General features: G+C 71.1%; 11 protein-coding genes. 3 read left to right on the top strand and 8 right to left on the bottom strand.

Features of this window, described 5'->3' with window-relative positions; genetic code table 11:
* Positions 1-329: 329 nt before the first annotated feature.
* The 3 genes from ACU6WZ_RS10295 to ACU6WZ_RS10305 all read right to left on the bottom strand — a co-directional run bounded on the left by ACU6WZ_RS10295 (position 330) and on the right by ACU6WZ_RS10305 (position 3,274).
* Entirely contained in the window at positions 330-1,319 is a 990-nt protein-coding gene (locus tag ACU6WZ_RS10295) for a malate dehydrogenase (protein ID WP_447032820.1), read from the bottom strand.
* A gap of 462 nt (positions 1,320-1,781) precedes the next feature.
* A complete protein-coding gene (locus ACU6WZ_RS10300) occupies positions 1,782-2,381 on the bottom strand; it encodes a DUF3017 domain-containing protein (RefSeq protein WP_447032821.1) in 600 nt (199 codons plus the stop codon).
* 26 nt (positions 2,382-2,407) lie between these two features.
* Entirely contained in the window at positions 2,408-3,274 is an 867-nt protein-coding gene (locus tag ACU6WZ_RS10305; protein WP_447032823.1) for a bifunctional methylenetetrahydrofolate dehydrogenase/methenyltetrahydrofolate cyclohydrolase, read from the bottom strand.
* Between the two features lie 264 nt (positions 3,275-3,538).
* On the opposite strand from ACU6WZ_RS10305, the gene ACU6WZ_RS10310 reads away from it, so the two are divergent.
* Positions 3,539-4,165 (top strand): RDD family protein, encoded by a 627-nt coding sequence (locus ACU6WZ_RS10310; protein WP_447032825.1) that lies wholly within the window; start codon positions 3,539-3,541, stop codon positions 4,163-4,165.
* 69 nt (positions 4,166-4,234) lie between these two features.
* Here the strand turns inward: ACU6WZ_RS10310 and purH are convergent, their stop codons facing one another.
* Together purH and purN are read right to left on the bottom strand one after the other, a co-directional pair.
* Positions 4,235-5,797, bottom strand: coding sequence for a bifunctional phosphoribosylaminoimidazolecarboxamide formyltransferase/IMP cyclohydrolase (purH, locus tag ACU6WZ_RS10315; protein ID WP_447032826.1), 1,563 nt, complete (start codon positions 5,795-5,797; stop codon positions 4,235-4,237).
* Positions 5,794-6,441, bottom strand: a complete 648-nt coding sequence (gene purN, locus ACU6WZ_RS10320) for a phosphoribosylglycinamide formyltransferase (RefSeq protein ID WP_447032827.1) — start codon at positions 6,439-6,441, stop codon at positions 5,794-5,796. Before purN ends, purH begins: the two co-directional genes overlap by 4 nt.
* Positions 6,442-6,733: 292 nt before the next feature.
* Between purN and ACU6WZ_RS10325 the strand changes: the two genes are divergently transcribed.
* The gene (locus ACU6WZ_RS10325) at positions 6,734-7,519 is read left to right on the top strand and encodes a hypothetical protein (RefSeq protein WP_447032829.1); all 786 of its coding nucleotides are present in this window, start codon (positions 6,734-6,736) and stop codon (positions 7,517-7,519) included.
* Between the two features lie 40 nt (positions 7,520-7,559).
* Here the strand turns inward: ACU6WZ_RS10325 and ACU6WZ_RS10330 are convergent, their stop codons facing one another.
* Complete coding sequence (locus ACU6WZ_RS10330; protein ID WP_447032831.1) at positions 7,560-9,263, bottom strand: cell division protein PerM; 1,704 nt, start codon at positions 9,261-9,263, stop codon at positions 7,560-7,562.
* Between the two features lie 108 nt (positions 9,264-9,371).
* Between ACU6WZ_RS10330 and ACU6WZ_RS10335 the strand changes: the two genes are divergently transcribed.
* Positions 9,372-10,661 carry a helix-turn-helix domain-containing protein gene (locus ACU6WZ_RS10335; RefSeq protein ID WP_447032832.1) on the top strand — a complete coding sequence of 430 codons (1,290 nt, stop codon included), beginning with the start codon at positions 9,372-9,374 and terminating at the stop codon, positions 10,659-10,661.
* A gap of 95 nt (positions 10,662-10,756) precedes the next feature.
* Here ACU6WZ_RS10335 and sucD read toward each other — a convergent pair whose 3' ends face one another.
* Positions 10,757-11,641 carry a succinate--CoA ligase subunit alpha gene (gene sucD, locus ACU6WZ_RS10340; RefSeq protein ID WP_447032834.1) on the bottom strand — a complete coding sequence of 295 codons (885 nt, stop codon included), beginning with the start codon at positions 11,639-11,641 and terminating at the stop codon, positions 10,757-10,759.
* Between the two features lie 21 nt (positions 11,642-11,662).
* Positions 11,663-12,844: an ADP-forming succinate--CoA ligase subunit beta gene (gene sucC / locus ACU6WZ_RS10345; RefSeq protein WP_447032836.1), complete on the bottom strand. Its 1,182-nt coding sequence runs from the start codon at positions 12,842-12,844 to the stop codon at positions 11,663-11,665.
* Between the last annotated feature and the right edge of the window lie 224 nt (positions 12,845-13,068).

Raw genomic sequence — 13,068 nt, forward strand, 5'->3', positions numbered from 1 at the left:
TTCTTCGGGAAACGCCCTAGCCATCCCTACTCTCCAGTCGCACTGTCGTAGATGCCGCTCACCGCTCCGGGCACCGCTACCGCGAGCAGAGGTCCCTTCGACCACCACGAGAGGGGATCGAGCGTTTCATCGGCGCGGATGGCTTGCTGCAGGGCTGGGAGGCTTCGCAGGCCACCTGTCGGCTTGCACTACGGAAACGCTAACCAGCCGGTTACAGGGGACCGCGCAGGGGGCCTTCCCGTACACGAAACCTTCACCCACCGCACAAAGCGCTGTGGGGCACTACATGGCGTAGTGCCCCACAGCGACAGTGCTCGTGCGCGTACGGATCAGATGAGGCCCAGCTCGCGGACCGCGTCGCGCTCCTCGCCCAGCTCGCGCACCGACGCGTCGATGCGGGTGCGGGAGAACTCGTTGATGTCCAGGCCCTGGACGATCTCGTACTTGCCGTTCTTCGTGGTGACCGGGAAGGACGAGATGAGGCCCTCGGGGACGCCGTACGAGCCGTCCGACGGGATACCCATCGACATCCAGTCGCCGTCCGCCGTGCCGTTGACCCACGTGTGGACGTGGTCGATGGCGGCGTTGGCGGCCGAGGCGGCCGAGGACGCGCCGCGGGCCTCGATGATGGCCGCGCCGCGCTTGGCGACGGTCGGGATGAAGGTGTCGGCGAGCCACTGCTCGTCGTTGACGACCTCGGCGGCGTTCTTGCCGGCGATCTCCGCGTGGAAGATGTCCGGGTACTGGGTCGCCGAGTGGTTGCCCCAGATCGTGAGGCGCTTGATGTCGGAGACCGTGGAACCGGTCTTCTTCGCGAGCTGCGACAGCGCTCGGTTGTGGTCCAGGCGGGTCATCGCGGTGAACCGCTCGGCCGGTACGTCCGGGGCCGCGGCCTGCGCGATGAGGGCGTTGGTGTTGGCCGGGTTGCCGACGACGAGGACCTTGATGTCGTCCGCGGCGTTGTCGTTGATGGCCTTGCCCTGCGGCTTGAAGATGCCGCCGTTGGCGGACAGCAGGTCGCCGCGCTCCATGCCCTTGGTACGGGGGCGGGCGCCGACGAGGAGGGCGACGTTCGCGCCGTCGAAGCCGACGTTGGGGTCGTCGGTGATCTCGATGCCCCGCAGCAACGGGAAGGCGCAGTCGTCGAGCTCCATGGCGGTGCCCTCGGCGGCCTTCAGGCCCTGCGGGATCTCCAGGAGACGCAGCTTGACCGGCACATCCGCGCCGAGCAGGTGGCCGGAGGCGATGCGGAAGAGCAGCGCGTAACCGATCTGGCCGGCCGCGCCGGTGACGGTGACATTCACGGGAGTGCGGGTCATGGCGATCTCCGTAAGACAGCTGGCGGTGGGGCGTCCCTGCCCCTACTTGCTGGATGTCCCGCCACGTCCCGACATACGAATCTTGACGTGAAGAGATATCCGGCGGTCAGGCTATCGGACCCCGGCACCGCCGGTCTCCCGACCCCGTGTGGTGCCGCGCACATGCCGCGTACTTCGGGGCGTGCCGCGGGGGCGCAGATGCGGGGGCGTGCAACGCGCGTCGGGAGTGCACCGCGGCCGGGAACCGCAACGGCCGCCCGCGCAGGGGGGGGAAGCGCGAGCGGCCGTCCGCCGGGTTACGTACACCCGTGGGGGGGGGGGGGGGGGGGGGGGGGGGGGGGGGGGGGGGGACGACATCCGCCTGCCCCGTCGGGGCGCAGTCATTCCTCCCACTTCTCGAATGCGTGAAGCCAGACGTCAGTTCCCGGCAACGGTGTCCCACCCGCCGCGGCCCGTCCCCGCCTACCGCACGGTGAAGCGGACCGCGGCCTCCAGGAACGGGATCTCCAGCCACGGTTCGGGCTGCGCCATCAGTGCGAGCAGCACGATGACGGTGCCGAGCAGGCTGTACGTCACCATGTCGGTGAAGCGGGAGCGTACGGCGAGCATGCCCACAGACGGGATCACCCGGCGCAGCACGGCGCCCGCGATGAGGGCGAGCCCGATGAGCAGCGTGCCGATGCGCAGGCCGATCCCGAACGCGTCGACGGCGACGAGCAGCAGCCCGGTTCCGGTCGCGCCGAGCACGGTCAGGAACGGCCACTGCCGGACGGGGGCTGCGGCGTCCCCGGAGGCGGCGCGGCCGCCACCCTCGGGGCGGGCGGTGTCACGCGTGAACAGGGGGAAGCGCCGCGTGGTGCGCACGGGGCCCTCGGGGCTCGGGGCGCTGACGGCGCCTTTCGCCTCGGGCTCCTGCTCCTGCCCGGCCTCGGTCTCGGGCCCGGCGTCAGGCTCCTGCCCGGCGCCGGGTTCGGGTTCGTCCGTGCCGTGTGCGGTCGGAGCATCCCGCTCCTTGTCGCCGTCCGCGGCGGCCCGATCGCTTGGACTCGTACCAGCACCCATGGTGGCGCTTCCTTCCCGCTTACCGGTCAGCTCGCGTCGACGCCGGCGGCGCGTTCCGCCGCCTCGACAACGTTGACCAGCAGCTGTGCGCGGGTCATCGGCCCGACGCCGCCCGGGTTCGGGGCGACCCAGCCGGCCACCTCGGTGACGCCCGGGTGGACATCGCCGACGATCTTGCCATGCTCGTCCCGGCTGACGCCGACGTCGAGGACGGCCGCGCCCGGCTTCACGTCCTCGGCCTTGATCAGGTGCGGCACGCCGGCGGCGGCGACGATGATGTCCGCCTGCCTGAGGTGCGCGGACAGGTCACGCGTGCCGGTGTGGCACTGGGTGACGGTCGCGTTCTCGGACTTGCGGGTCAGCACCAGCGGCATGGGGCGGCCGATGGTGATGCCGCGGCCGACGACCACGACGTTCGCGCCGTTGATCTCCACACCGTGGTGGCGGAGCAGCTGGACGATCCCGAACGGCGTACACGGCAGCGGGCCGGTCTCACCGATGACGAGCTTGCCGAGGCTCATCGGGTGCAGGCCGTCGGCGTCCTTGTCGGGGTCCATGAGGGCCAGCACGCGGTTGGTGTCGATGCCCTTGGGGAGGGGGAGTTGGACGATGTAACCCGTGCACTCGGGGTTCTCGTTCAGCTCGCGCACCACCGCCTCGATCTCCTCCTGGGAGGCGGTCGCGGGCAGTTCGCGCTGGATCGACGCGATGCCGACCTGGGCGCAGTCGCGGTGCTTGCCCGCGACGTACCAGGTGCTGCCGGGGTCGTCACCGACCAGCAGCGTGCCCAGCCCGGGAACGACGCCCTTGGCTTGGAGGTCCGCCACGCGGGCGGTCAGGTCGGACTTGATCGCGGCTGCGGTGGCCTTGCCATCGAGAATCTGGGCAGTCATGCCCCCATCCTCGCGGATGGACCCGCCCCGGTTCCAATCCCACGTTCCATCCCGGCTCCCATCCGGCTCCCATCCGGTTCCCATCAGGCCGCAGAGGTTGCACTTGCACAACAGCTGCGTATCCGACTGGACAAAAATGGTGACCACCTACAACGATGATCCGCGCAGTACCGCGGGCAATGCCGGGGGGCGGACCGCTTGTCAGTTCCACTTTCCTCCGCGCGGACCGCGCCGTCCCCGCACATCCAACGGAGGAACTTCGCAATGAGCTTCGGCGACCCCAACAACCCGTACGGCCAGCAGCCCCAGCAGCCGCCGCAGGGCCAGCCCGGTTACGGCTACCCGCAGCAGGCCCCCCAGGGCGTCCCGCCGCAGCAGGGCCAGCAGCCCGGTTACGGCTACCCGCAGGCCCCGCCCGTCCAGCAGCCGGGCCAGCCCTACGGTGCGTACCCGCAGCAGCAGCCGGGCCAGGCGCCCTACGGCGCCATGCCCGAGTTCGCTCACTGGGGCCTGCGGTTCCTCGGCCTTCTGATCGACGGCCTCGTCCTCATGGTTCCGTACATCCTGGTCATCGCCGGCAGTGCCATGGGTGACTCCACCGGCGCGATCCTCTCGATCATCGGTTTCCTCGCCGTGACCGCCGTGGCGATCTGGCAGTTGATCAAGGAGGGCAAGACCGGCCAGACCATTGGCAAGAAGGCCATGAACATCCGCCTGCTCCGCGAGGCCGACGGCCAGCCGCTCGGCGTGGGCATGGCGTTCGTCCGCCGCCTCGCCCACTTCCTCGACAGCATCGCGTGCTACATCGGGTGGCTGTGGCCGCTGTGGGACGAGAAGAAGCAGACGTTCGCGGACAAGGTCTGCTCCTCGGTGGTCGTCAAGTCCCACTGACCTGAGCCCTGAGAACGACGAAGGCCGCAACCCCCATCGGGGTTGCGGCCTCTCGCATGCCCGCTCGCTTCAGTGGAAGAAGTGGCGCGTGCCCGTGAAGTACATCGTCACGCCCGCCTTCTTCGCTGCCTCCACGACCAGCTCGTCGCGGACCGAACCGCCCGGCTGCACCACGGCCTTGATGCCGACGGCCAGCAGGATCTCCAGCCCATCCGGGAACGGGAAGAACGCGTCCGAGGCGGCGTACGCCCCCCGCGCCCGCTCCTCGCCCGCGCGCTCCACCGCGAGCTTCGCGGAGTCCACCCGGTTGACCTGCCCCATGCCGACGCCGACCGACGCGCCGCCCTTGGCGAGCAGGATCGCGTTGGACTTGACGGCGCGGCAGGCACGCCAGGCGAACGCCAGCTCTGCGAGGTCGGCCCGCGACAGGGCGTCGCCGGCCGCGAGCGTCCAGGTCGACGGGTCGTCGCCCTCGGCCTGCAGACGGTCGGTCACCTGAAGCAGCGCACCACCATCGATGGCCTTGACCTCGACGCGGTCGGACGGGGCGTCGGGACAGGTCAGCACGCGGATGTTCTTCTTGCGGGCCAGCACCTCCACCGCGCCGTCCTCATAGCCCGGCGCCACGACGACCTCGGTGAAGACCTCGGCGACCTGCTCGGCCATCGCCACGGAGACCGGGCGGTTGACGGCGATCACACCGCCGAACGCGGACAGCGGGTCGCAGGCGTGCGCCTTGCGGTGCGCCTCGGCGACGTCCTCGCCGACCGCGATGCCGCACGGGTTGGCGTGCTTGATGATCGCGACACACGGCTCGCTCTGGTCGTACGCCGCCCGGCGCGCGGCCTCGGTGTCCGTGAAGTTGTTGTACGACATCTCCTTGCCGTGCAGCTGCTCCGCCTCGGCCAGGCCGCCCGAGCCCGAGGTGTAGAGGGCGGCGGGCTGATGCGGGTTCTCGCCGTACCGCAGAACGCTCTTGCGCTCGTACGTCGCACCGAGGAAGTCCGGGAAGCCGCTGTCGTCGGCAGCCGCGTAGTCGCCGGCGAACCAGGAGGCGACTGCCACGTCGTACGCCGCCGTGTGCTGGAAGGCCTCGCCCGCGAGCCGCTTGCGCGTCGCCAGGTCGAAGCCGCCGTCCTTGACCGCGCCCAGCACGTCGGCGTACCGCTCGGGGCTGGTGACCACGGCGACCGACGGGTGGTTCTTCGCGGCGGCGCGGACCATCGACGGGCCGCCGATGTCGATCTGCTCGACGCACTCGTCGGGGGTCGCGCCGGAGGCGACGGTCTCCTTGAACGGGTAGAGGTTCACGACCACGAGATCGAAGGGCTCGACGCCCAGCTCCGCGAGCTGCTCGCGGTGCGAGTCGAGCCGCAGGTCGGCGAGGATGCCGGCGTGCACGCGCGGGTGCAGGGTCTTGACCCGGCCGTCCAGGCACTCGGGGAAGCCGGTCAGCTCCTCGACCTTGGTCACCGGGACACCGGCCGCGGCGATCCTCCCGGCCGTCGAGCCGGTGGAGACGAGCGTGACACCCGCCTCGTGCAGGCCGCGGGCCAGCTCCTCAAGATCCGTCTTGTCGTAGACGCTGACCAACGCGCGGCGGATCGGCCGCTTCGTACCTTCGGCGGTCACTGGATAACTACCTTCCGTCCCTCAATGTGAAAGCCGTTACGGGCCAGACGCCCCACGACATCGACGAGCAGCCGTCGCTCGACTTCCTTGATGCGCTCATGCAGAGCGGCGCCACCGTCTTCGTAGTCCCCGTCCCGGACCTCGACCACGCCCTGCGCGATGATCGGCCCGGTGTCGACGCCGTCGTCGACGAAGTGGACCGTGCACCCGGTGACCTTGGCGCCGTACGCCAGTGCGTCGCGCACTCCGTGGGCGCCGGGAAAGCTGGGCAGCAGGGCGGGGTGCGTATTGACGAAACGCCCCCCGAACCGGGCCAGGAACTCCTTGCCCACGATCTTCATGAACCCGGCCGAGACGACCAGATCCGGCGCGTACGCCCCCGTGGCCTCGGCCAGCGCGGTGTCCCAATCCTCGCGGGTGGCGTGGTCCTTGACCCGGCAGACGAAGGTCGCCAGCCCGGCACGCTCGGCGCGCTCCAGCCCCGCGATGCCGTCCCGGTCGGCGCCCACGGCGACGATCTGCGCCCCGTACGCGGCGGGATCGGTGCCGATCTCGTCGATCAGGGCCTGGAGATTGGTGCCGGACCCGGAGACCAGGACGACGATGCGGGCCGGTGTGCGGCGGGCGGGGGGCGGGGAGGCCACGGCGGGTCTCTTTCTCGCGGGTTCTGGCGGGTTCTCGCGACTTCTCACGGCGGGTGCGGCTTGTGCGGTCGTACGAATGAATCGAGCCCCCCGATACGGGGAACTCTACGAAGGCGCCGACCGTCGGCAACGATACCGGCACACCGAGCAGCCCCCACGGCAAGGGTGGGGGGCCGGGAGGTAGCGTCAGGGGACAGGTTCCGTCTCCGGGCGGCGACAACCCGTCTCCGGACGGGATACAGACAACACAAGACCCGCTCCGCACAGGGTCTGAGGGGAAGACGTTCACCAGATGACGCACCGACGCCGCCGCGCGGCTCTCCGCCTCGCGCAGTCCGAGACGTATGCCGGACAGCCGGGTGCTCAGTGGCTGCTGCGGGAACGCAAGTCTTCGTCGACCCCGCCGCCCTCGTCGCCACAGGACGACGACAACCCGTTCGCGCCGCCCCCCGAGGGGCAGCCCGACCAGCCGTGGCAGCCGCGCAAACCGGCCAACGGCGATGGAAACGACGACGACGGCGACCAGTCCGACGCACCCCAGCCCGCCAAGGGCCGATGGAGCCCGCGCCAGCCGGGCCACCAGAGCGGCGGCTTCGGGGGCGGGCGCCAGAACAGCCCCGCGAAGCAGGGCGGCCAGGGGGGCGGCAACGGCCCCGGTCTGCGCTGGGACCCCAAGGACCCGACGCAGCGGCGCGCACGCTACGCGCTGCTCTCCGGCATGTGGGCGTTCTTCTTCTCCCTCTTCGATCTCCCGGAGCTCGCGCTGCTGCTGGGGGTGCTGGCCGTGTACTGGGGCATCAGCTCGCTGCGGGCCAAACCGGACGCGCGTCAGGACCCGACGAGCCCCACCCCGGCCACGCCCGCGCCCGGCCCCTCGAAGCAGCAGACGACGGCGGCGGTAAGCGGGCTGGTGACGGCTGGGCTGGCACTGGCGATCGTGGCGACGACGTTCACCGTGCAGTTGGTGTACCGGGACTACTACACGTGCGTGCAGGACTCGCTGACGCAGTCCGCGCAGGTGTCGTGCAACGACCTGCTGCCGGAGACGCTGCGCCCGGTCTTCGGCGTAAAGGAGTAGCGCCCCAGTCCCGGCCCTCAATCCGCGGACGGGCTCAAGCTCAAACCGAGCCCGTCCGTGGCCGCGCCGCCGCCGAGTCCGGGTCGCTGGAGGCATCGGCCGCCGGATCCGGGTCACCGGGTTCGTCGGCCGCCCGCTCCCCGGCCCCACCCGTGACGTTCGCGTCCACAGTCGCACCTCCAGCCTCCCTCGGACCGGCGACAGGCAGATCGGGGTGATCGGAACCCTCAACGATGCTGGCCATCAGACCACCAGACGCCTCTCTGATCGCGGCCCAGCGCACTTCGCGCGCACCACTCTCGTGCCAGTCCGAGAACAGGTCACCGGGAACGGACCCGGCCGCCGGCGGCAGCCCATCAGTGTCGGGAACAGCATCGCCACGCCCACGCCAAGGCCACCGCCACCTCCCCCGCTGCGTACGCTCCCCCGCCGCCACCCCTTCGCCCGGCGTCCGGCGCCAGGCCCAGGACAGACCACTCAACACCCGTCGGCGGGCTCGCAGCCGCCAGGCCCGCAAGGCCAGCGCCCCCGGCACCCCCAGAGCCACCATCCACGCCAGCGCGGCACCACCGGTACGCCACCACACCGGCCCGAACTCCGACAGCGCACCCACACCCAGCGCCCCACCGGCCGGCAGCGTCAGTACCGTCAGCGCTCCCGCGCACCCCACGCCTCCCAGGGCAGCCGTCAGGGCGGTTTCCTTCGCGCCCCACGCTTCGTCCCGTAGGGCGAAGGCGGGCGCGGCCGCTCGTACGGTGAACCACGCGACCCCCACCGCCCCCGCCACCGGCACCACCAGCACCACCCAGGAGATGGGCGTCCCCCCGCCCACCGGCAGCGCCGCGAGCAGCGGAAAGTGCGGCAGGGCCGGGGCGCCGGCGGCGGCCAGCGGCGTCGCCGTCGCGCCCGCACCGAGCGCGAACCCGGGGCCAAGACCGTAAGCGGCGCCCCACACCGCGGCGTTCGGCGCGAGCACCAGCCCCAGCAGGAGCACCGCGAACCGACCCGACCATGCCCCCGCGAGCTGCGAGAAGGCTCCGTGCGCCGACCCGGCGTGCCACACCAGCGACCCCAGCGCCAGCAGCACACCCCCCGCCAGCAGCGCCACGACCCCCGCCCCGGCCGCCGCGAGCGCGACGCGGAACCGGGGGCGCACAACAGCCCGCCGCACGCCCCCCGGCACCCAGCCCGGCAACGGCCCGCGCGGACGCCCGTTCGCCGTCCACACTCCCGCCCCCGCCGCCGACACCACCACGAGCGGCATCCACAGGGCCGCGCTCAGCAGCTCGCCCCGCAGCGCCCCCCGGGACACGTACAGCAGCGCGGCAGCACCTACGAATAGGTACCCACCCGCGACTCCCACGAAGGCCGCCCGCGAAGACGGCGGCACCTGCCCCTCCCCATCACCGTCCCCGTCGGGCTCCAGCGCGTCCCGGGCGGCCCGGTGCGTGAGCCACAGGGGCAGCACCATCAGCAGCATCGGCGTCACTCCGACCGGCGCGGGCACGCCGGACAGCGTGTCGTACCGGACGAGTTCCGCTCCATGGGCCAGCAGCCACAGCCCGGCCGCGACGTTCAGCGCCCCGCCGAGCCCGCTGTCGCGGTACGGGGAACTGATCCACAGCGCGAGCGCCAGGACGGTGAGCGAGCCGAGGCCGAGCCCGGCGGCGATCACCCCGCGGACGAAGCAGGCGGCGCGTACCGAAGACCGTCGGCGATCGTTGTCTTGAGTCACGCCCGCCATGCTGCCAACGACACGCGCTTATCCCGCGTAACAGGCGAATGACAGCCGTGTCGCTCAATATACGTTTATGTACTTTTTTGCCTTGTGTAGCGCTGCGGGGAGACCCGCATGAGACAGAGCACGGACCCCACCCCGTCCGCGACCCTGCCCTCCGCCAAGGAGCGCCGCAGGCTGCGCGAGGCGAAATCACTGACCCGGGCACAGGTCGCGGCCGCCGTGGGCGTCACGCGCGAGACGGTCAGATCGTGGGAGCAGGGCCGCAGCCACCCCAAGGGCCGCAAGCGCCAGGCGTACGCGGCCCTGTTGGCCGGACCCGACACCGCGTCGCCGGCCGAGGTGCCGGGAGGGGACGCGCCGGGGCGCTCCCCGCAGGGCGTCGAACGCAACGAGCCCGAACAAGGCGACCCGCCGAACGTTCGGCGCCCGAGGAGACGCCGCGGCGCGGCACCGACCCCAACGCCCCCGCAATCGCCCGCACCTGCGCTCCCCACCGCACCCACGGACGCCGCGCCAGCCGAACCCACCCCACATGAGCCCACACCCCCGGACTCCACACCCCCGGACCCCACCTCGCGCCCCCTGACCCCCGCCCAGGCTTTCGACGCCCTGTACGCCCAAGCCGCCCCCGCCATGCAACGCCAGGCGTACCTCCTCACCGGCCGCCGCCGCGTCTCCCGCGAGGCCGTGGAGCACGCCTTCCACCTCGCGTGGCAGCGCTGGCCCGAGGTAGCCACCGACCGCGACCCCGCCGGCTGGATCCGGGCGGCGGCGTACGAGTACGCGATGTCCCCCTGGCACCGCCTGCGCCGCGTCCGCAAGCGCCCCGACGAGCCGCCGGTCGACCCCGGCCGCAGAGCACTGCTCGACGCACTGCTTGCCCTGCCGCCCATGCACCGCCGCACCGTCCTCCTCTACGACGGCCTCGGCCTGGACCTCCCCGAGACCGCCGCCGAGACGGAGGCGAGCACCCCCGCCGCCGCCCGCCGCCTACTCAACGCGCGCGCGACGCTTGCGCGGTGCCTGCCGGAGCTGGCCAGGGCCGGCACCGTCGCCGAGCAGTCCGCCGTACTCCACGAACGGCTTGCCCAGCTGGCGGAGGCGAGCCCGAACACCAGGTTGCGCCCGGCCCGCGCCGTACGGACGGGCAGTGAGCGCAAAACCCGCTTCTGGACGCGGTCGGCGATGATGTTCACCGCCCTGATCGTGGGCGCGACCTCGTTCACCGTGGTCACCGCCCCGACGCGGTACATCCCGGAGCTCGCTCCCGGCGAAGCCGTCGGCGGCGTCCCGGTGCGCGGCGGCCCCCCGGCGCTCACCCCCGAGGACGAGGAGCTGCACGCGATGCTGCGCGCGCAGCCGATGGCCGGCCCCGGCCGCCTTCTCCCGGTGGCCCGCTGACCGAACGCGGGCGGGCCCGTAGCCCCTGGCCAGGGGATACGGGCCCGCCCGTAGCTACGCGGCTGCGCGGAACGCAACTACGCCCGCAACTACAACTAGCCCGCCAGAATCGCGCGCGCCAGCTCGGCCGTCTCGGTCGGCGTCTTGCCGACCTTGACGCCCGCGGCCTCAAGGGCCTCCTTCTTGGCCTGCGCGGTGCCGGAGGAACCCGACACGATCGCACCGGCGTGACCCATCGTCTTGCCCTCGGGGGCGGTGAAGCCCGCGACGTAACCGACGACCGGCTTCGTCACGTTCTTCGCGATGTAGTCCGCGGCACGCTCCTCGGCGTCGCCGCCGATCTCGCCGATCATGACGATCAGGTCGGTGTCGGCGTCGGCCTCGAACGCGGCGAGGGCGTCGATGTGCGTCGTACCGATGACCGGGTCGCCACCGATGCCGACGGCGGACGAGAAGCCGATGTCACGGAGCTCGTACATCATCTGGTAGGTCAGCGTGCCCGACTTCGACACGAGACCGATGCGGCCCGGCTTGGTGATGTCGCCCGGGATGATGCCGGCGTTGGACTGTCCCGGGGTGATGAGACCGGGGCAGTTCGGGCCGATGATCCGGGTCTTGTTGCCCTTCGCGCCGGCGTACGCCCAGAAGGCGGCCGAGTCGTGGACGGCGATGCCCTCGGTGATCACGACGGCGAGCGGGATCTCGGCGTCGATCGCCTCGACGACGGCGGCCTTCGCGAAGGCCGGCGGCACGAAGAGGACGGACACGTCGGCGCCGGTCTTCTCCATCGCTTCCTTGACGGAGCCGAAGACCGCAACCTCATTGCCGTCGAAGTCGACCGACGTGCCGGCCTTGCGGGGGTTCACGCCACCGACGATGTTGGTGCCATCGGCCAGCATGAGCTTGGTGTGCTTCATGCCCGTGGCGCCGGTCATCCCCTGGACGATGACCTTGCTGTCCTTGGTGAGGAAGATAGCCATGGTGTTGGAGTCCCTCGTCCTTTACTTCGCAGCCGCGGCGAGCTCGGCGGCCTTGTCGGCCGCGCCGTCCATGGTGTCCACGCGCCGCACGAGCGGGTGGTTGGCGTCGGAAAGGATCTTGCGACCCAGCTCCGCGTTGTTGCCGTCGAGACGCACGACGAGCGGCTTCTCGACCTTCTCGCCCTTCGACTTGAGCAGCTCCAGGGCCTGAACGATGCCGTTGGCGACCTCGTCGCAGGCGGTGATGCCGCCGAAGACGTTGACGAAGACGGACTTGACGTCCGGGTCGCCGAGGATGATCTCCAGGCCGTTCGCCATGACCTCGGCGGACGCGCCGCCACCGATGTCGAGGAAGTTGGCGGGCTTCACGTTGCCGTGCGCCTCACCGGCGTACGCGACGACGTCCAGGGTCGACATGACCAGGCCGGCGCCGTTGCCGATGATGCCGACCTCGCCGTCGAGCTTGACGTAGTTGAGGTTCTTGGCCTTGGCGGCAGCCTCGAGCGGGTTGGCTGCGGCCTTGTCCTCGAGCGCCTCGTGGCCGGGCTGGCGGAAGTCGGCGTTCTCGTCGAGAGAGACCTTGCCGTCCAGCGCGATGATGCGGCCGTCGGCGAGCTTCGCGAGCGGGTTGACCTCGACGAGGAGCGCGTCCTCGGCGACGAAGGTGTCCCACAGGGTCACGAGGACCTCGGCGACACCCTCGGCGACCTCGGCCGGGAACTTCGCCAGGGCGACGATCTCGCGGGCCTTCTCGATGGTGACGCCGTCGTTGGCGTTGACCGGGACCTTCGCGAGGGCCTCGGGGGTCTTCTCCGCGACCTCCTCGATGTCCATGCCGCCCTGGACGGACGCCATGGCGAGGAATGTGCGGTTCGTACGGTCGAGGAGGTACGAGACGTAGTACTCCTCGGCGATCTCCGGCGCGGTCTCGGCGATCATCACCTTGTGGACCGTGTGGCCCTTGATGTCCATCCCGAGGATGTCCGTCGAACGGGCGACGGCCTCGTCCGGGGTGGCGGCGAGCTTGATGCCGCCTGCCTTGCCGCGGCCGCCGACCTTCACCTGCGCCTTGACGACCGACTTGCCGCCCAGCCGCTCAGTGGCCTCGCGCGCCGCCTCAGGCGTTTCGATGACTTCACCGGCCAGCACCGGTACACCGTGCTTGGCGAAGAGGTCCCTCGCCTGGTACTCGAACAGGTCCACGCGCGTCCGTCCCTTTTCTGGTGATCGCGGTTCGTTGCGTTGTCTCCAATGGGCGTGCCGCGGAGGGCAACGTGACGGCGCTGTCACAAGGGAGGCGTACACGGTGTCCGGTACGCGGCATGTCCGTCCCGCAGGTTATCCCCGTGGGCCACAGGTCCCTAAATCGCAGATCACACCTGAGCGGTGATACCTGTCACAGATCGCACGCATGGCGGCGCTGTCGG

This window comes from Streptomyces hypolithicus, from assembly GCF_052934925.1.

Coding starts and splice junctions, on each gene's coding strand:
- ACU6WZ_RS10310 (WP_447032825.1), top strand. CDS start 3,539: ATGAGCTTCGGCGACCCCAACAACCCGTACGGCCAGCAGCCCCAGCAG.
- ACU6WZ_RS10300 (WP_447032821.1), bottom strand. CDS start 2,381: ATGGGTGCTGGTACGAGTCCAAGCGATCGGGCCGCCGCGGACGGCGAC.
- ACU6WZ_RS10305 (WP_447032823.1), bottom strand. CDS start 3,274: ATGACTGCCCAGATTCTCGATGGCAAGGCCACCGCAGCCGCGATCAAG.
- ACU6WZ_RS10335 (WP_447032832.1), top strand. CDS start 9,372: ATGAGACAGAGCACGGACCCCACCCCGTCCGCGACCCTGCCCTCCGCC.
- sucD (WP_447032834.1), bottom strand. CDS start 11,641: ATGGCTATCTTCCTCACCAAGGACAGCAAGGTCATCGTCCAGGGGATG.
- ACU6WZ_RS10325 (WP_447032829.1), top strand. CDS start 6,734: ATGACGCACCGACGCCGCCGCGCGGCTCTCCGCCTCGCGCAGTCCGAG.
- ACU6WZ_RS10295 (WP_447032820.1), bottom strand. CDS start 1,319: ATGACCCGCACTCCCGTGAATGTCACCGTCACCGGCGCGGCCGGCCAG.
- ACU6WZ_RS10330 (WP_447032831.1), bottom strand. CDS start 9,263: ATGGCGGGCGTGACTCAAGACAACGATCGCCGACGGTCTTCGGTACGC.